Below are 19,694 nucleotides of genomic sequence, written 5' to 3' on the forward strand. Positions count from 1 at the left end.
GCCTCATTTTTCTTTCATTTCTTGATGTAGTTTTACTAGAATCCCTTTGAGGGACATGATGTCAGATTCGTTAAAATTGACTAACACGCCACTCAAGTACTGCCTCCGTTTATTAATCACTTCTTCGATTATCCGTTCGCCTTCTTCAAGAAGGTGAATTCGAACCACACGCCGATCCTTTTCATCCCTGACACGCTGGACAAGCTGATGTTTCTCCATGCGGTCAATCAGGTCCGTCGTTGTACTGAAAGCGAGAAACATCTTCGTGGACAATTCGCCAATCGTCATGTCCCCTGATTCAAAAAGCCATTGCAAAGCCACGAATTGAGGAATGGTAATTTTATAATCATGGAGAATTTCTCTTCCCCTTTGCTTAAGCCATGACGATACATAGCGCAATTCCTTCTCGATATCGGCTACATATGCCGCCTGCTTCTCTTCATCCATAAACACAGCTCCCCACTTCATGAAACTTATCATACTACCATTTTGGATGAAAGTGAAATGATTTTCAAGATTGATTGACTGGAATCATAATGAAACCCCACCATAAAAATAAGCAGCATCCAAAGAAGTCAAAACAACCAAATTGTTTTGCCCTTCCTTATATGCTGCCAATGAACGGGAGAGAAATTATTTATAAGGCTTACGTATTAAGAGTTAACACATTAAAGCTTAAGTTCTCCCATACGAAGGAGTTCTATGACTGCCTGCGAACGTCCTTTAACTCCAAGCTTCTGCATCGCATTCGAAATATGGTTTCGAACTGTTTTTTCGCTAATAAACAATTCACCTGCGATTTCTTTTGTTGTTTTGTCTTGTACTAGTAACTCAAATACTTCTTTTTCTCTTTTGGTGAGTAATGGCTTATGAGTGAATTCGTTCTCCTTCAAGTAATGTTACCCTCCTTGCCTTCACCAGCATAAAACCCGGAGTGGGTGTCTATTTAGTCAAGATATAGTATGTCGGCTGGGGCAATGGAGTGACTCTTTTACTTGTCTAAATGGAAATATTTTTAGGAATGTTCCAGCACAGTATACAGCATCGAACGCTTCATGTCTTCCGTCCAAGGTACCGGCTTCCCAGTGGCCTTGGACACTTGTACAATCGTCCCCCTGCCCGTTAAACAAATTGAACCATCTTGTTTAGTCCCCATATAGTGTAGGTCCACTGAAGAATTTCCGATATGGTCAGCTTTCACATGGATTGTCAATTGATCATTGAAAAACATCTGCTTAAGGTAATCACACTGTAAATTGGCAACAACCGGCATCTCACCGCATTCAGCCGAGGTCCAATCCTTCATGAACCCCATACTGTTGAAATACTCAATCCGAGCTTCCTCAAAATAAGTAAAAGGAATCGTGTTATTCAAGTGCCCAAACATATCAGTTTCCGAAAAGCGGATCTTAATCTCATGTTTAAAAGAAAAATCATTGATCCACTCCGTTATATTATCGATATATGATATTTTGCCCAACTTGTGCACACCCTTTCTGAATTGAATGACTATTCACTCATTTTATAAGAAAACAACGATAATGAAAAGGATTTTCTATTGAAAGCAGGGTAAATTATCAAGCTCACTTCACAAATCCTTCACAGTTGGCCTGGTGCCGGATTTACACTTCAACCCCAGTTATCAATCGTTTATGATTCTCTCGATTCCCAACCAAGTCTGTGTATGTAAAACAATGAAAAAAGAACCCATATCATAAGATACAGGTTCTTTCATGTTCATGATTAAACTTCATCACTGCCGAAGAAGTTACGGAATTGTTGGATCGTAGTATCACGGTTCAACGCAGCAATCGAAGTCGTTAATGGAATGCCTTTAGGGCAAGACTGCACGCAGTTTTGTGAGTTACCGCAGTTTGCAAGTCCTCCATCACCCATGATCGTATTTAAACGTTCAGCTTTGTTCATTGCACCAGTTGGATGTGCATTGAATAAACGAACTTGTGATAATGGTTGTGGCCCAATGAAGTCTGAATTGCTGTTTACGTTCGGACAAGCTTCCAAACATACACCGCAAGTCATACATTTAGATAACTCGTAAGCCCATTGACGTTTCTTTTCTGGCATACGCGGTCCTGGTCCAAGGTTGTACGTTCCATCGATTGGAATCCATGCTTTTACCTTTTTCAATGAGTCGAACATACGGCTGCGATCGACTTGCAGGTCACGAACAACAGGGAATGTACGCATTGGTGCTAGACGAACCGGCTGCTCCAATTGATCGATAAGAGCTGTACATGATTGTCTTGGTTTACCATTGATAACCATTGAACAAGCACCACATACCTCTTCAAGACAGTTCATGTCCCATGCGATTGCTGTAGTGTGCTTGCCTTGTACCGTTACTGGATTACGACGAATTTCCATTAGAGCGGAAATTACGTTCATATTCGGACGGTACGCTAATTCGAATTCCTCATCATAAGGAGCTGAATCCGGTGTATCTTGACGAGTGATTATAAAACGGACTGTTTTAGTCTCAGATTTAGTTTCAACCATTTTTTTGCTCCCCCTCTTTAGTGTTTCGTAGTGTAGTCACGTTTACGCGGTGCGATCAGTGATACATCAATATCTTCATAATGGAATTCAGGTGCTTGATCCAAGCCTTTGAATGTTGCCATAGTAGTTTTCATGAATTCCTCATCATTACGTTCTGGGAAATCAGGTTTGTAATGCGCTCCGCGGCTTTCATCACGGTTTAACGCACCAATTGTGATTACACGGGCCAATTGCATCATGTTTTGCAGCTGTCTAGTGAATGCAGCTCCTTGGTTACTCCATTTTGCCGTGTCATTGATGTTAATTTTCTTGTAGCGTTCCATCAGCTCAAGAATCTTGTTATCCGTTTCTTTCAGCTTGTCATTGTAACGAACTACAGTAACATGCTGTGTCATCCACTCACCAAGTTCTTTGTGAAGGATGTACGCATTTTCATTACCATCAAGAGACATGACTTCATTCCATTTCTCTTGTTCTTGTTTTTCGTACCCTTCATACAATGAAGAAGGAATGGATTCTGAAGTTTTAGCAAGGCCTTCAATATATTTAACGGCATTCGGTCCAGCGACTGAACCACCATAGATTGCAGAAAGAAGTGAGTTGGCACCAAGACGGTTACCGCCATGTTGTGAATAATCGCACTCACCTGCAGCGAATAAACCTTTGATGTTAGTCATTTGGTCATAATCAACCCAAAGTCCGCCCATGGAATAGTGAACGGCAGGGAAAATTTTCATTGGAACTTTACGAGGATCTTCACCCATGAATTTCTCGTAGATTTCAATGATTCCGCCAAGTTTAATATCAAGTAATTTAGGATCTTTATGTGATAGATCCAGGTAAACCATGTTTTCACCATTAATGCCAAGCTTCATGTTCATACATACGTCGAAGATTTCACGAGTCGCGATATCACGAGGTACCAGATTACCATAAGCAGGGTATTTTTCTTCAAGGAAATACCAAGGTTTCCCGTCTTTATATGTCCAGATACGTCCACCTTCACCACGAGCGGATTCACTCATTAGACGAAGTTTGTCATCGCCAGGGATTGCTGTCGGGTGAATTTGAATGAACTCACCATTAGCATAATTAACACCTTGCTGATAAACGATGGAAGCTGCTGAACCTGTATTGATCATTGAGTTCGTTGATTTACCGAAAATGATTCCAGGGCCGCCGCTCGCCATGATGACTGCGTCTCCAGGGAATGATTTGATTTCCATTGAAGTCAGGTTTTGTGCTACGATACCGCGTGCTGTTTGCTCATCATCGATAACAGCTCCAAGGAATTCCCAGCCTTCATATTTCGTTACAAGGCCTTCAACTTCATAACGGCGAACCTGCTCGTCCAATGCGTAAAGTAATTGCTGTCCAGTTGTTGCACCAGCGAATGCTGTACGGCTATGTTGAGTACCACCGAAACGACGGAAATCAAGAAGACCTTCCGGAGTACGGTTGAACATAACACCCATACGGTCAAACATATGAATGATTGATGGTGCTGCTTCGCACATCGCTTTAACCGGCGGTTGGTTAGCCAAGAAATCTCCGCCATAAACTGTATCGTCGAAGTGGATATATGGAGAATCCCCTTCACCTTTTGTATTTACTGCCCCGTTGATTCCGCCTTGGGCACAAACTGAGTGAGAGCGTTTAACAGGCACTAAAGAAAATAAATCAACCTGTTGTCCCAGCTCTGCTGCTTTGATCGTAGCCATTAATCCAGCTAGACCTCCACCAACGATAACTATTTTACCTTTACCCAATTCTGTCACTCCCTTATTTCCATTAGCCAAGCTATGTTTTTCCTAATTCTTATAAATGAACTCTATCTTCTTATACGAATGCGAAAATTGCGCTGATTCCGATATAAGAAAGAAGAACGAAAACGATCAATGTAAAGTAAGTCATGATTCTTTGCGATCTTGGTGAAACTGTAAGACCCCAGCTCACAGCAAATGACCATAATCCATTAGCAAAGTGGAAGATTGCCGAGATAATACCAACAATATAGAACACAATCATGAATGGACTAGAGAAAATCTCTGCCATCATGTCAAAGTTAACTTCAGCACCCATAGCTGCTTGGATTCTAGTTGCCCATATATGCCAAACAAGGAAAATCAACGTTATGATTCCAGTTAGGCGTTGTAGCATGAACATCCAGTTACGGAAGAAACTAAATCTGCCTAAATTGTTTTTTGCTGTAAAGGCAATATAGATTCCGTACACAGCATGGAAAATGAGCGGTAGATAGATGACGACCCATTCTACCAAAATCTTCACGGGCGTAAACTCAATTAAATGAACTGCCCCATTAAAAGTCTCTTCTCCTTTTGTTGCCATAAAGTTTACAGATAAATGAAAAATTAGGAATAGACCAATTGGAATTACTCCTAGAAGTGAATGAAGCCTGCGATTCCCAAACTCACGATTTTTTGCCACTAAGTGCCCCCCCTTAATTTGTGAAAAATCATGCAAAGATAAACTGGTGGCTACCTTTTATCTCCGCGTGAAAATACAGTATAGAGTCAAAAAACTCCTCTATACTTCCTTTACAATTATGTGACATGTCCATTTTACTCCTGACTTCTATGTGCGTCAAGAAAACGGATACAAGAAATCTCTTTTTCAGAATAGATTTTATTGGATTATCTTGGGTATTTTTTGTTTGTCAAGATGATATTTTGAATAAATTTCTAATTTAACTATTAATATCTCGGTATAATTTCTCATTTTTTTCCAATTGATATTTAAATAAATAAAAAACAGTATAATTTGCAAAAGAAATACGTTTATAATAGATTTACAGAAAGAGGCGATAAACTATGAAAAAAAATATTGCTGCTGCGATAGAAGAAGAGATTCAAACGGAAGAAATTCAAACTGAAGAATTCAAAGTTCCAGCTTTCGGGTACGAATTAATCAGAGAAGTTCTATTGAACGATATTCTCGGAAAAGACTCTAATCAAATCCTCTATTGGGCAGGTAAACAATTAGCAAGAAAATTCCCATTGAAGGGCGATCAGGAAGTGATTGAATTTTTCCAAAGCGCTGGATGGGGCAATCTGGAAATCTTGAAGTATACGAAACACCAGATGGAATTATCCCTCACGGGTGAAATAATCAGCCGCCGCCTGGATTTACACCCTGATTGTCACTTCCAGCTTGAAGCCGGTTTCCTTGCCGAGCAGTTTTCACTGCAAAAAAAATTCCTCAGCGAATCAACGGAAGAAATCAAACGCCGCGCAAAAAAAGTGATATTCACCATCCAATGGGATCCCAGAGATCCAATCTAATGAGCCCTGAAAACAGACTTACCCTTTTTACCGGAAGTCTGTTTTTTATTGGACTCCTGACACTTAAGCTAGCACATTTGCATGCTGACCAAGTTTAAATGCTTCATGAAGGGATTCAACAGCCTTCACCATTTCCTTTTCATTGACGACGGTCGAAACTTTAATTTCCGATGTGCTGACCATTTTCACCTGGATGCCTGTATTGGCCATCACTTCAAACATTTCGGCAGCCACTCCCGGATTGGATACCATACCAGAACCGACGATGGACACTTTGGCCAATCCGCTCTCCGTTTCGACCCGGTCGAATCCCAATTGTTCTTTATTATTTTCCAGAACGATCAAGGCCGCTTCCGTATCTTCACTTTTTGTGGAAAAAGATAGATTCGTCGTATCCTCGGCAGTCATGCTTTGAATGATGATGTCCACATTGATCCGGTTTTTCGCAAGCGTCGTGAAGATCGTGGATAATGCACCAAGTGATTGGGGCAAACCATATATTGTGACCCTCGTAATACTGTCTTCAAAAGCAATGCCGCGTACAATTAAGTTTTCTTCCATAGTTGCTTCCTCCTCTATGATCGTACCTGATTCTCTCTCCATGCTTGAACGGACTTCAAGCGGAATTTGATAATTTTTTGCATATTCGACAGCCCTTGGGTGAAGGACGCCCGCCCCCAGGTTGGCAAGTTCCAGCATTTCATCGTAAGAAATGGATTGGAGTTTTCGCGCGCCTTTTATGTAGCGTGGGTCCGTTGTGAAAACACCCGTTACATCTGTATAAATATCGCATCTATCCGCATTAAGCGCTGCTGCGATGGCAACTGCCGTCGTATCGGAACCGCCTCGCCCTAAGGTAGTGATTTCCCCATTTGCATCGTTACCCTGGAAACCGGCTACGACCACTATTTTCTTCTCCTGAAGCTGGGCTTGGATCCTTGTGGCATCGATGTTTAAAATCCGGGCATTCCCATGAACGGATTCCGTTTGCATGCCAGCCTGCCAGCCGGTATACGAAATGGCTTCATGTCCTTCTTCAATCAATGCCATCGTTAACAGGGAAATCGTTACCTGTTCCCCAGTCGTCAATAGCATATCCATTTCCCTCTTGCTTGGGGATCCGGAAATATCACGCGCCATGGAAACCAATTGGTCCGTTGTTTTCCCCATAGCTGAAACAACGACGACAACCTCATTTCCTTTCTCCGCTTCCTCGATTACCCGATTGGCAACATTTTTGATTTTTTCTACGCTACCGACGGATGTTCCGCCGAATTTTTGAACGATTAATGCCATCCTCATGCACCCTCTCTACTTTTTAGGCAATAAAAAAAGCAATGAGAAATATCTCATTGCTGTGGTCACATATCTTAATACTGTAATCACAGTGAGATAGCTCTCCAGGGTATAAACCCTGACAATCCGCCATTTATTAAATGTCGGACCAGGAGGACAAGGTATGAGTCTTGTCTTCCTTCGGCGGCGTCCCCTTTCAAAACCTTTCATGGAAGCTCATACTTCTCCAGGTTTTTACTCTTGAATTCCGCACCTCTATCAGCACTTTTAAGTTGTCTAGTTAAAAATTCCTTTTAATCATAGCATAGAGATTTATCGGTAGCAAGATTATTCTTGTAATTTTCTAACGATTCCCTCGGCTACCCCTTTTGGCATGCCAGCTTCCATGATTTCCTCGGCCGTCGCCTCTTTGATTTTCTTCAATGATCCAAAATGCCTTAATAATTGCTTCCTTCGCTTTTCCCCGACTCCTGGAATATCATCAAGCTGGGAGTGAACCGAATTTTTCCCGCGTAGCTGGCGATGAAACGTAATCGCGAACCGATGCACTTCATCCTGAATTCTTTGCAATAGGTAAAATTCCTGGCTCCTTGAATCAAGAGGTACAAGTTCAAGCGGATTTCCGATCATCAATTGCGAGGTCCTATGCTTTTCATCCTTAATGAGGCCTGAAAGTGGAATATCCAAGCCTAATTCATTTTCCAGAATATCCCGTACCGCTTCGACATGTCCCTTTCCGCCATCAATGATGATCAAGTCCGGAAGCGGCAGCCCTTCTTTCAATACTCGTGAATACCTTCTTCTGACCACTTCACGCATCGATTCATAATCATCAGGTCCCTGGACCGTCTTGATCTTATATTTTCGGTACTCTCTTTTTTCCGGCTTCCCATCAATGAACACGACTAAAGCGGAAACGGGGTCACTTCCCTGGATATTGGAGTTATCGAAAGCTTCAATTCGATGCGGGGTGTAGATACCCAGTTGTTTCCCGAGGTTTTCCACCGCATTGATCGTTCTTTCTTCATCCCTCTCAATCAAAGAGAATTTTTCCTGAAGGGCGATGGAGGCATTTTTATTCGCCAATTTAAGCATGTCTTTTTTCGCTCCCCGTTTCGGGTGAATCGTTTTGACACCAAGCAGCCCTTCGGCCATTTCGGCATCCACAGATTCAGGCAGCAAGATTTCCTTTGGTTTAAAATGGTTCGTAATCTCGTAAAACTGACCGAGGAATGTAAGAAGTTCCTGTTCGGGTTCATCGTAGACCGGAAAAAGCGAAACATCCCTTTCTATCAATTTACCCTGCCGGACAAAAAATACCTGAACGCACATCCAGCCTTTATCATAGGCAAAGCCAAATACATCCCTGTCGATGAAATCGGTCGTCATCATTTTCTGCTTCTCCATCGTAATATCGATGTGGGCAATCTTGTCACGGAACTCCTTGGCCCTCTCGAAATCGAGTTCTTCCGATGCCTCCAGCATTTTTTCAGTCAGTTCTTTTTTTATTTCAGTATGCCCGCCGTTCAAGAACCGGTTGATATCATCGACCATTTTTTTATATTCCTGTTCCTCTACTTCATATACACATGGGGCCAGGCACTGACCAAGGTGATAGTAGAGACAAACGCGATCCGGTAACGTATTGCATTTTCTTAGGGGATAGATGCGGTCGAGCAATTTTTTCGTTTCGTTAGCTGCAAATGCATTCGGATAAGGACCGAAATATTTCCCTTTGTCTTTTTTGACTTTTCGCGTAATGATTAGACGCGGGTGGCGTTCCGCAGTCAGCTTGATGAAAGGATACGTCTTATCATCCTTTAGCATGACATTATATTTTGGGTCATGTTTTTTGATTAAGTTCAACTCTAAAATAAGAGCCTCGATATTGGAAGAGGTGACAATGTATTCGAAATCCTCAATCTCGTTCACGAGTCGAAATGTTTTACCGTCGTGAGATCCCGTAAAATAAGAGCGGACACGATTCTTCAACACTTTCGCTTTGCCTACATATATAATCGTTCCCTGACGATCTTTCATTAAATAACAACCAGGTTGATCGGGAAGAAGGGCAAGTTTATTCTTTATTTGTTGATTCATGCATTCAGCCTCCTGTTCTCCCTTTTTTACAATCATTATATATCAAGATAGCGAAAAAAGCTTCAAGTCCGCAGACTTGAAGCTTTTTTCGCTATCTTACTATTACGCGTGTTTTGCAATAAGTTCAGCAAGTGCTTCTTTAGGTTGGAAACCAACAACCTTATCGACCACTTCACCGTCTTTAAGGACGATTAATGTCGGGATGCTCATCACACCGAATTTTCCAGCTGTTTCTTGGTTTTCATCTACATCCACTTTTACGATTTTTGCTGTATCGCCAATTTCAGTATCAAGCTCTTGAAGAACAGGAGCGATCATTTTACAAGGTCCACACCATGGAGCCCAAAAGTCTACAAGAACGACACCTTCGCTAGTATCTGTTGTGAAAGTTTGGTCAGTTGCATTTACAATAGCCATATATATTTCCTCCTCAAATTTACTCAAATAACTAAAAACAGTATACCACTGTTGCTCAAATCGATGCTAATATTTTGCTTCAGTGGTAGGATGTCCAAAAAAAAAGTAACTATGCAGGCAACAAACCCTCCCCATTAGCGCAAACAAAGGGGCAAGACATGTATCGGCTTATGCCGAATGTCTTGCCCCTCATCTGTATTATTTCTATTACGCGTTAACTTTAAGTTTTTTGAATTCTTCCGTAAGTAATGGAACGACTTCGAAAAGATCTCCGACAATTCCATAATCAGCCACATTGAATATGTTAGCTTCTGGGTCTTTATTGATGGCAACGATAACCTTGGAGTTGGACATTCCCGCTAAATGCTGGATCGCACCGGAAATTCCGCAGGCGATATAAAGGTCAGGTGTTACGACTTTACCCGTTTGCCCGATTTGTAATGAGTAATCGCAATAGTCTGCATCACATGCTCCCCGGGAAGCTCCTACCGCTCCGCCAAGAACCTGTGCCAGTTCCTTTAATGGTTCAAAACCATCTTCACTTTTCACGCCACGGCCACCCGCGATGATTACTTTCGCTTCTGAAAGGTCCACCCCTTCACTGGCTTTTCTAACAACATCCTTAATGATTGTCCGTAAGTCCTTAATATCCACACTTAATGTAGAAACATCACCAGAGCGGGACTCATCTTTCGCTAATGGTTCGATATTGTTCGGACGGATTGTCGCGAAAATCACGCCAGCTGTAACAATTTTCTTTTCAAATGCTTTACCAGAATATATCGGGCGGGTGAAAACTATATTTCCGCCTTCTTCTTCAATGGATGTAACGTCGGAAATCAATCCTGATTCAAGTTTTCCAGCCAATTTAGGTGCAAGGTCTTTTCCTAAGGCTGTATGCCCAAAGAAAATTCCTTCCGGCTTTTCCTGCTCGATGACGGCAAGCAAGCTTTGCGCATATCCATCTGAAGTATATTGTTTCAATTGATCATTTTCGACTGCAATAACCCGGTCTGCACCATACTGGATCATTTCATTACCGAAATTCTGAACACTGTCACCAACTAAAACACCAACAATTTCCCCGCCATCCGCTGCAAGCTTAGCCGCACCGATAGCTTCAAATGATACATTTCTTAGTGAACCATCACGAACTTCGCCCAATACAAGAAACTTTCTAGCCATTTATAAAAACCTCCTGTGCTCTATTTTTCTTTTTGTCGTGTGTTGTTGTTTGGAGATGTACCGTATCGATTAAATCACTTTTGCTTCACTGCGTAATAATTGAACAAGCTCGGTAACTTGAGCACTGATTTCCCCGTCCAAAACTTTTCCAGCTTCTTTTTTAGCAGGAAGGTAAATTTCAATCGTTTTTGTTTTGGCCTCAACATCGTCCTCTTCCAAATCCAGGTCATCCAATTCCAATTCTTCAAACGGTTTTTTCTTTGCCTTCATGATTCCTGGCAATGAAGGATAACGTGGCTCATTTAGCCCTTGTTGCGCTGTCACCAATAATGGAAGAGAGGCTTCGATCGTTTCAGAGTCCCCTTCGACATCACGGATAACGCTTACATTTCCATTTTCTATGTCCAATTTAGTAATGGTTGTAATATAAGGAATTCCCAAAATTTCGGCAACGCGTGGTCCCACTTGACCAGAGCCGCCATCGATTGCAACGTTCCCTGCAATGATTAGATCTGCATTTTTATCTTTTAAGTATTCGCCAATAATTTTGGCAGTCGTGAATTGGTCGCCATTTTCTATGTCGTCTTCTATATTTATCAATACAGCTTTGTCAGCACCCATTGCCAACGCTGTGCGTAATTGCTTTTCAGCCTCTTCTGTTCCGACAGAAATAACCGTTACTTCGCCGCCTTGTGCATCACGCACCTGGATTGCTTCTTCAACTGCATACTCATCGTATGGATTAATGATGAATTCTGCCCCATCCTCATTGATTTTCCCGTTGGATAGTGTAATTTTTTCTTCTGTATCAAATGTTCTTTTCAGCAGTACATAAATGTTCACGATAATACCTCCCGAATAATTTGAGTTTTGAAGATTATGAATTTTATTGATATATAGTAATGTTCTACAGATTTCACCATAATCCTGCATGATATATAAAAATAGTTATTTAAACCGAAACATCATTTCCCTTTGAATACAGCTTCCCTTTTTTCAATGAAAGCGGCGATTCCTTCTTGTGCATCGGCAGTATCGAAAGCCTGACCAAAGAGGGCAGCTTCCCTTTCCACACCTTTATGGTAGGAATCATGCTTGGAATAATTCAATAACTCAATGGCCGCCTTTAATGCCAGTGGGCTCTTCTTGGCAATTTTATTGGCTAGATCCTTAGCTTTTGGAATCAGTTCTTCATCCGTGAAGGCATGATTCGCCAATCCGCATTGCACAGCTTCGGTGCCTGAAATCGGTTCACTTGTAAACAGCATTTCAGCTGCCTTTGCCATGCCTACGTAACGAGGAAGACGTTGGGTCCCAGCAAATCCGGGGATTAAGCCCAACTGCAGCTCAGGCAAACCAAGTTTAGCCCTTTCGGTGACCAAGCGGATGTGGCAGGCCATAGCCAGCTCCAATCCTCCGCCAAGCGCCGCTCCATGGATGGCTGCAATGACCGGTTTTGGAAAAGATTCGATTTTCTCAAATACAGATTGACCATTCTTGGTCAGCTTCTCGAAAGCTTTCCCGTTTTTCACTTCCGTAAACTCTTTAATGTCCGCTCCTGCAGAGAAGAATCTTCCTTCACCATGAAGAAGGACAACCCGTACGGCTTCGTCTTTCCCAATTTGATCGAATGCCTGTGAAAGCTCTCCGATGATAGCCGAAGAAAGTGCATTTGCTGGTGCATGATCAATCGTTATAAAAGCCACATGATTTTCGACAGAAAGCTTAAGATATTCCATATCAATCCCTCCAGGCATGATAGTCAAACTTTTTTGATAATTCTCTATGTATCACTTCCAGTTAAAGCTGGAAGTTGAATTAACCGATTCTTTCGAGGATGGCTAGCCATCCTCTATTTAAATCGTTAACTTTTCAGGCCACAGCCGCCAATCAGCAGGCGGTGAACGTCTGGTGCAAGGTCAGGAAGCGAATACTTTTGCTCATTCATGACCCAAGTCGTCACAGTTTCATCAATCGTTCCAAAAATCATCTGCCTAGCAAGTAAATTATTTAAATCAGGCAGGAATTCGCCGTTCTCTTTTCCTTCTATAATGATCTGATCGATTAAATTTAAATACCCTCTTAACACATCATTGATCCTAAGGCGCAATTCTTTATTCGACTGTCTTAATTCCAACTGAGTGACAATTGCTAAATTCACGTCTTCTGAAAGGTTTTGAAAATGTTTTTGGATGAGAACATGCAGTTTTTCCGAAGCAGTGGTCTTTCCTTTTATCTCTTCTTCGATCTGTTCCACAAAATACCCCATCTTTTCATGGAATAATGATATTAAGATATCTTCTTTATTTTTAAAATAAAGATAAATGGTGCCATCCGCTACGCCTGCCTGTTTGGCGATTTTGGATACTTGGGCTTGATAGTAACCGTTTTGGGCAATGACAATAACGGCCGCATCAATAATTTGATTATACTTTGGTCTGTTGCTTTTCACTGGATGTCCCCTTTCAGAAAAATGAATGAACCATCATTCATATTTCTATCATAAAATGATGACCCTTTACTGTCAAGCAAAACCTTATATAAGGCTCCTGACATTTCACTTCTGTTCATTGTACAGCCACCATCCATAGCTTGTCCAGCTGTTCTGCAAAACGGAGCCCTCTTCCGTTGCTCCGTTAAAAGGGGGTGCTTGTTTAAGCTTCTTTTCTTTCCTCGGATATTTTTTTCTTTTCTTCCTCGATAAGGACTCTTCTCAGGATCTTCCCTATCGTCGTTTTAGGAAGTTCATCCCTGAATTCATAGCTTCGCGGCACCTTATACGAAGCCAGGTTCTTTCTGGCAAATTCATTCAATTCCTCTTCAGTGACCCTGGCATTTTTTTTCAGGACGACATAGGCCTTGACGGTCTCTCCTCGATAAGGGTCAGGGATGCCTGCCACAACTACTTCCTGTATGGCCTCATGCTCATATAGCACCTCTTCCACCTCACGTGGATATATATTGAAACCACCTGCAATGATTGTATCCTTTTTCCTCTCGACGACATAAAAGAACCCCTGCTCATCCATATAACCCAGATCGCCAGTAAGCAGCCAGCCATTTTTAAAGGTTTTTTCCGTTTCATCCGGACGGTTCCAATAGCCTTTCATTACCTGTGGTCCTTTTATGGCAATCTCGCCTATTTCATTCGGAGGAAGCTCTTCATTGGATTCCAGGGACAGAATCGCCGAGTCAGTGTCCGGCCACGGCAGTCCAACGCTTCCTTTTACACGCGGCTGATCCCAAATGAAATTAGCATGTGTCACAGGTGAGGTTTCTGAAAGTCCATAGCCTTCAACTAGCTTCCCGCCGGTAATTTTCTCAAACTGCTCTTGAACCTCTAAGGGCAAAGATGCAGAACCGCTAATACAGGCATTGATGGAAGAAAGATCATATTTAGCGATATCCGGATGGTTCAAGAGGCCGATATACATCGTTGGCGCTCCTGGAAACATGGTCGGTTTCTGTTTTTGGATGGTTTTAAGCGTCGCTTCGACATCAAACTTCGGCATGATGATCATGGTGTTCCCTTCCATGACGGAAAGAACCAAGACCGTAGTCATACCGTACACATGGAAGAAAGGCAGAATCGCAAGGATCCTTTCCTCACCGCGCTTATTTTTGTAAAGCCATGCATTGCACATTTTCGTATTTGCCAGCAAGTTCTTATGAGTAAGCATGACCCCTTTGGGAAAGCCAGTTGTCCCACCTGTATATTGCAAAAGGGCAAGGTCATCATTGACATCGATCGGCACAGTGTCGACTTCTTCAGTGATCTTTCGTTTCATGATTTCGGAAAATAAATGATGATTCCCTTCATGCTCCACATTGATGACAATGCCGTATTGCTTTTTTTGAATAAAAGGATAGATAAGATTTTTCGGGAAAGGTAAATATTCCTTGATAGCGGTTACAATTATATGTTCTATATCCGTTCTTGATGCCACTGCAGAAACACGGGGAAATAAAATATCCATCACTAAAATCATTTTCGCTCCGGAATCTTTCATTTGATATTCTAATTCACGTTCAGTATAGGTTGGGTTCGTTTGAACCACGACTCCTCCGGCCATCAATATCCCAAAAAAGCTTATGACACCCTGAGGGCAGTTAGGTAGCATGACGGCAACGCGTTCGCCTTTTTGAAGTCCGATACTTTTTAAATAGGCTGCAAACTTTAAAGCAGATTCATGCACTTCCCGGAAAGTTAATTCTTTTCCCTGGAAATGAATCGATACTTTATCAGGGAATTCCTCGGCTGATTCCTTCAAAAAAGAATAAAGAGGTTTATCTTCGTACGACAAAACAGCGGGTATCTGTTCCGGATAAATAGCTTGCCATGGCTTATTGCTCATTTGCCCCCTCCTTCTGAATATTCTCAATACTCTTAATCATTATAATACAATCGGGATTTTCTTACAATTGCCGAATTTCAGAGTATAAAGACCTTACGATGAAAGGCTGGATAGTATATATGTCCTATTCCAATTACAGGGAATGTTGGAATAGGACATATAAAAAGGGAAACAAAAAAAGGAGTGGCTATACTCCTTTCAGAATGTAGACAACCCTTTTACCCTCATTTTTTTCTTTAAAAAAAGTTCCAGTGATTGGAACGGAAGGTACGAGACTCCTGCGGGAAAAGCGTGTCTAGGGGAGACCCCGCAGGCGCAAGCCGAGGAGGCTCCCCGACCGCCCGCGGAAAGCGAGTGCCTGGAGTGGAAATCAACGTTCCCATTTTACAAACCCAGAAAAAACTGTCGGCAAACAATTATTATCTAGTTTTGAACAAATGGGTTCTATCTAAATAAAACAAAGTTGATTGGAACGTAAGGTACGAGACTCCTGCGGGAAAAGCGTGTCTAGGGGAGACCCCGCAGGCGCAAGCCGAGGAGGCTCCCCGACCGCCCGCGGAAAGCGAGTGCCTGAAGTGGAAATCAACGCTCAATTTCACAACCCCTCAAGAAAAAAACATAAAGGATATTCAAATTTTCTTTAAGATCACAGATCGGGGAGAGCATTCCGATCCTCTTTTGTCGTCTACTGAAAGGTGTGGTTCTACTCCTTAGTTTTAATTCTATACCAATACTTATATTTTTCTTCAAACCCCAATTTTCCGTATAAGCTTAAAGCAGGTGCGTTCGTTTCTATCACCTGAAGATAAGCATTTTTTGCTCCATTTTCTTTACCCCAATTCAATAGATTACGAACGAGAATTGCACCATTGCCTTGGTTTCGAAAGTTTTCATGGGTAATGATATTGTACAGGCCTATGTATTCGTCTTCCAATACACCCAGTCCACTTGCTGTAACGGTTCCACCTTCATCAGTCAACAACATAAAGCATGTTTTTGGAATGATATTCCCTAACATCTTTTTCAGGATGGTTTGATCATGATCATCAATATTACTTAGCAGGCAGAAACCGTGAAACCATTCATCATGTAAATGATCATACTTTATGACATTGGTTTCATTCGGTGACTCTGTATCTGCCAAATTCAATACCTGGACACTTGTTGTTCCTTCAAGGGCATACCCAGACTCTTCCAGCACACGATCCAAGTTGATAGGGTTTGCCTGTGGAGTCACTTTGTACACGGCCTTATCATTCCTTGCAAAATATAATTGTTCACAATTCGAAATTTTCTTTTTCACATTTTCATTCGATGGATAGATGGGGGTGATGGAATTCGCCCTTTTCGTATATCCATCCGCAAATCGGATAACCCATCCATCATAGATTTGCGTTTGCATGGCGGGTAAAGCATTCAGCGATAATTCTTCAATCTTCTGTATCCATTTGGACTGATCCATATTCCTCCTCCTCTTCAAAAGTCTATTTGACCATTATTATTATACATGGCCCCCCATTTTTTTTAATAGAACCAAATAAAAGAAGCGGCACACTGGCCGCTTCAGTTGAACAATGTCATATAAATGATTCCAAACAGAAAAAAGATTCCGCAACAAACAATTAAGACTTTTGCAAGTTTCTCCACAGCTTACTCCCTCTCATGAAGGGCATTAAGAAATTCCGGCGCCGATGACAAAAGATAATGCGATTGATATGATCATCGATAGGAATCCAACTGCCCGATTATCTTTTTGTATTTCTTCATCTATTTTAAATCCAGGAGTCATAAATTCAAAAATGAAATAACCGATCAGCAGCAGGACAAAACCGTAGACGCCCCAGCCAATCATGGTAAGAAGCGAATTCTGATGGAGAATGGACTGTTGGAATACATAGGCGATCCCAAAAATTTTACCACCTGTTGCCAACGCGACAGAAAGGTTTCCCTGTTTGATCTCCTCCCAGTTCTTGTACTTTGTGACAAGTTCAAAAATGGCTAAAAAAACAATCATGCACAGAATAACGACACTGTAACGAGCAGCTATATATACATATTCATTTTCCCACATATTCTCCATGGTCCAACTCCCGAATGGTAACTAGCCACCCGGCTTGGCTGAACTGCCGGAATGACCGCTTTCCTTTATTTAAATTCCACCACCGTAACACCTGTTCCGCCTTCACCGGCTTCGCCGAAGCGAATCCTTTTGACAGAGCGGTGATTTTTCAAGTATTCCTGGACCCCGGACCGAAGAGCACCCGTCCCTTTACCATGAATGATGGAGACACTCGAATAACCGGCCAAAAGAGCATCATCAACGTATTTTTCCACTCTTGATATGGCATTTTCAAAGCGTTCTCCACGAAGGTCAAGTTCGACGCTAACGTGATAATCGCGGCCTTTGATCGTGGTAAGCGGCTTTGTTTCTTTTACTTTTGTGCTCTTGATGAATTCCAGGTCAGACTCCTTCACTTTCATTTTCATGATGCCGATCTGAACCTGCCATTCATTATTTGAGACCTTCTCAATCAAGTGACCTTTTTGACCAAAGCTTACGACCTTTACTTCATCTCCAGGTTTCAAGCTTTTATCCAGCGGCCTCGCAGCTTTATTTGTTGTTTTTTTCACTTTAGGCGCTGCTTCTTCAAGCCGTTTTTTTGCATCGATCAGTTCATGCTCTTTAACATCGGCATGCTTTTCAAGTCGCAGTTTACGTAAGTCGGCAATGATCGCTTCCGCTTCCCTTTGTGCATTTTCAACGATTGCCGCTGCCTCTTTTGCTGCCTTTTCAACCATCGCATCCCGTTCTTGATGGTACTCATCAATCTGCTTTTGAAGGTCTTTATGAAGAATTTCCGCCTGTTTCAGGTGATTCTTGGCTTCCAATTCCTCTTCTTCAGCCTTCTTGCGGCTGTCTTCAAGGGACGCTATCATATTTTCAACTTTATTCGTATCCTCACCGATATGGCCGCGGGCGTTGCTGATCACGTTTTCTTCCAAACCAAGGCGCTTGGAAATTTCAAACGCATTACTCCGCCCTGGTACACCAATTAAAAGTTTATAGGTGGGACTCAAGGTTTCCACATTAAATTCGACGCTTGCATTAATGACGCCTTCCCGATCATATCCATACGCTTTTAATTCCGGGTAATGTGTCGTTGCAATCACACGTGCTCCGCGCTTATACACTTCATCCAAAATGGAAATGGCCAAAGCTGCACCTTCCTGTGGGTCAGTTCCCGCTCCAAGCTCATCGAATAAAACAAGACTGTCATAATCGACATGCTTAAGGATATCGACAATATTGACCATATGCGAAGAAAATGTACTTAAGCTTTGTTCAATCGACTGTTCATCGCCTATATCGGCATAAACAGAGGAAAACACAGCCGTTTCGGAACCATCCAGCGCAGGAATCTGCAGACCGGACTGGGCCATTAACGTACAGAGGCCAATCGTTTTCAGGGTAACCGTCTTACCACCTGTATTCGGACCGGTGATGACGATTGTCGTAAATTCATCACCAAGAAAAATATCATTGGCCACGACGACATCATTCGGAATGAGCGGGTGTTTCGCTTTGAATAATTTCACGCGTCCCTCATTATTCAGAATCGGCTTGGAACCTTTTATCGCTTTTGCATATTTTGCCTTGGCGACAAGGAAATCGATTTGTGCCAGCACTTTGACATTATGAAGCAATTCAGGGGTGAACGCACCGACTTTTTCCGATAGTTCGACCAATATCCGTTCTATTTCCTGCGTTTCCTTCACTCGGGTTTCCTGCAGGACATTATTCAGCTGAACGATTGCTTGAGGTTCAATGAACAACGTCTGCCCTGATGATGATTGATCATGAATGATCCCTCCATACACACTGCGGTATTCCTGTTTTACCGGGATGACGAATCGATCATTCCGGATGGTGATGATGGCATCGGATAACATGGTTGATGCATTGGAAGAACGGATCATACTTTCCAGTTTTTCCCTTACGCGACTTTCATTCGTCCGAATTTGGTTTCTTAGGGTACGAAGCTTGTCGCTGGCAGAATCCATCACTTCGCCATGTTCGCTTACTGCATACGTAATTTCCTGCTGCAAATCAATCAATGGATGTAGGGAATCGATATATTCGGCTAAAAGCGGAACATCAATCTCCTGCTCTGCCAGTTCTTCGAAGAAACGGCTTAAGATCCTGCCGGCACGAATCGTACTCGCAAGTTCCATCAATTCCATCGGTGAGAGCATACCGCCAATCTGTGCCCTTTTTGCATGCGGACGGATATCGAAAATTCCGCCCAATGGCAAGTTACCTTTCAACCTTACGATTTTGGCAGCCTCATCTGTTTCTTCCTGCCATCTCGACACTTCTTCAAAATCCGTGGAAGGCATCAATTGCTCCGCCTTTTCTTTTCCTATGGATGAGGATGCGTGTGAGATTAATTGTTCTTTTATTTTATGAAATTCCAATGTCTTTAAAGCTTTATTATGCATGGAGTTAAAGCTCCTCCTTATT

At 42.2% G+C, this 19,694-nt stretch carries 18 protein-coding genes and 1 riboswitch; of the genes, 1 reads left to right on the forward strand and 17 read right to left on the reverse strand.

Annotation, left to right across the window (positions count from 1 at the left end; translation table 11 throughout):
• Positions 1-3: 3 nt before the first annotated feature.
• From ACJ9PY_RS18940 to ACJ9PY_RS18965, 6 genes are all read right to left on the reverse strand, one after another.
• Positions 4-447: a MarR family winged helix-turn-helix transcriptional regulator gene (locus ACJ9PY_RS18940; RefSeq protein WP_034308979.1), complete on the reverse strand. Its 444-nt coding sequence runs from the start codon at positions 445-447 to the stop codon at positions 4-6.
• A gap of 221 nt (positions 448-668) precedes the next feature.
• Entirely contained in the window at positions 669-893 is a 225-nt protein-coding gene (locus ACJ9PY_RS18945) for a helix-turn-helix domain-containing protein (RefSeq protein ID WP_028392149.1), read from the reverse strand.
• Between the two features lie 122 nt (positions 894-1,015).
• A complete protein-coding gene (locus tag ACJ9PY_RS18950; RefSeq protein WP_057276667.1) occupies positions 1,016-1,480 on the reverse strand; it encodes an acyl-CoA thioesterase in 465 nt (154 codons plus the stop codon).
• Positions 1,481-1,743: 263 nt separating this feature from the next.
• A complete protein-coding gene (gene sdhB, locus ACJ9PY_RS18955; protein WP_034308984.1) occupies positions 1,744-2,517 on the reverse strand; it encodes a succinate dehydrogenase iron-sulfur subunit in 774 nt (257 codons plus the stop codon).
• Between the two features lie 17 nt (positions 2,518-2,534).
• Positions 2,535-4,286 (reverse strand): succinate dehydrogenase flavoprotein subunit, encoded by a 1,752-nt coding sequence (gene sdhA / locus ACJ9PY_RS18960; protein WP_034311432.1) that lies wholly within the window; start codon positions 4,284-4,286, stop codon positions 2,535-2,537.
• 70 nt (positions 4,287-4,356) lie between these two features.
• The gene (locus ACJ9PY_RS18965; protein WP_063575535.1) at positions 4,357-4,965 is read right to left on the reverse strand and encodes a succinate dehydrogenase cytochrome b558 subunit; all 609 of its coding nucleotides are present in this window, start codon (positions 4,963-4,965) and stop codon (positions 4,357-4,359) included.
• A gap of 383 nt (positions 4,966-5,348) precedes the next feature.
• On the opposite strand from ACJ9PY_RS18965, the gene ACJ9PY_RS18970 reads away from it, so the two are divergent.
• Positions 5,349-5,819 (forward strand): YslB family protein, encoded by a 471-nt coding sequence (locus ACJ9PY_RS18970; RefSeq protein WP_063575534.1) that lies wholly within the window; start codon positions 5,349-5,351, stop codon positions 5,817-5,819.
• Positions 5,820-5,882: 63 nt separating this feature from the next.
• Here ACJ9PY_RS18970 and ACJ9PY_RS18975 read toward each other — a convergent pair whose 3' ends face one another.
• The 11 genes from ACJ9PY_RS18975 to ACJ9PY_RS19025 all read right to left on the reverse strand — a co-directional run bounded on the left by ACJ9PY_RS18975 (position 5,883) and on the right by ACJ9PY_RS19025 (position 19,672).
• On the reverse strand, positions 5,883-7,115 hold the full coding sequence (locus ACJ9PY_RS18975; protein WP_053535875.1) for an aspartate kinase: 1,233 nt from the start codon (positions 7,113-7,115) through the stop codon (positions 5,883-5,885).
• 89 nt (positions 7,116-7,204) lie between these two features.
• Positions 7,205-7,381: riboswitch (Lysine riboswitch) on the reverse strand.
• Positions 7,382-7,442: 61 nt separating this feature from the next.
• The gene (gene uvrC / locus ACJ9PY_RS18980) at positions 7,443-9,215 is read right to left on the reverse strand and encodes an excinuclease ABC subunit UvrC (protein WP_411738750.1); all 1,773 of its coding nucleotides are present in this window, start codon (positions 9,213-9,215) and stop codon (positions 7,443-7,445) included.
• A gap of 102 nt (positions 9,216-9,317) precedes the next feature.
• Complete coding sequence (gene trxA / locus ACJ9PY_RS18985; protein WP_034308995.1) at positions 9,318-9,632, reverse strand: thioredoxin; 315 nt, start codon at positions 9,630-9,632, stop codon at positions 9,318-9,320.
• Between the two features lie 207 nt (positions 9,633-9,839).
• Positions 9,840-10,817: an electron transfer flavoprotein subunit alpha/FixB family protein gene (locus tag ACJ9PY_RS18990; protein ID WP_063575532.1), complete on the reverse strand. Its 978-nt coding sequence runs from the start codon at positions 10,815-10,817 to the stop codon at positions 9,840-9,842.
• A 69-nt stretch (positions 10,818-10,886) separates the two neighbouring features.
• A complete protein-coding gene (locus ACJ9PY_RS18995; RefSeq protein WP_411738751.1) occupies positions 10,887-11,660 on the reverse strand; it encodes an electron transfer flavoprotein subunit beta/FixA family protein in 774 nt (257 codons plus the stop codon).
• A gap of 122 nt (positions 11,661-11,782) precedes the next feature.
• Positions 11,783-12,556: an enoyl-CoA hydratase gene (locus ACJ9PY_RS19000; RefSeq protein WP_057276671.1), complete on the reverse strand. Its 774-nt coding sequence runs from the start codon at positions 12,554-12,556 to the stop codon at positions 11,783-11,785.
• Between the two features lie 125 nt (positions 12,557-12,681).
• On the reverse strand, positions 12,682-13,269 hold the full coding sequence (locus ACJ9PY_RS19005) for a TetR/AcrR family transcriptional regulator (protein ID WP_053535880.1): 588 nt from the start codon (positions 13,267-13,269) through the stop codon (positions 12,682-12,684).
• Positions 13,270-13,471: 202 nt separating this feature from the next.
• Positions 13,472-15,172, reverse strand: a complete 1,701-nt coding sequence (locus ACJ9PY_RS19010; protein ID WP_098936888.1) for a long-chain-fatty-acid--CoA ligase — start codon at positions 15,170-15,172, stop codon at positions 13,472-13,474.
• Between the two features lie 703 nt (positions 15,173-15,875).
• Entirely contained in the window at positions 15,876-16,634 is a 759-nt protein-coding gene (locus tag ACJ9PY_RS19015; protein WP_411738752.1) for a GNAT family N-acetyltransferase, read from the reverse strand.
• Positions 16,635-16,844: 210 nt separating this feature from the next.
• Complete coding sequence (locus ACJ9PY_RS19020; protein WP_034309012.1) at positions 16,845-17,252, reverse strand: DUF350 domain-containing protein; 408 nt, start codon at positions 17,250-17,252, stop codon at positions 16,845-16,847.
• A 65-nt stretch (positions 17,253-17,317) separates the two neighbouring features.
• Positions 17,318-19,672, reverse strand: a complete 2,355-nt coding sequence (locus tag ACJ9PY_RS19025; RefSeq protein ID WP_063575529.1) for an endonuclease MutS2 — start codon at positions 19,670-19,672, stop codon at positions 17,318-17,320.
• Positions 19,673-19,694 lie beyond the last annotated feature (22 nt).

This window comes from Peribacillus sp. S4, assembly GCF_046715815.1.
GTDB lineage: Bacteria > Bacillota > Bacilli > Bacillales > DSM-1321 > Peribacillus > Peribacillus frigoritolerans.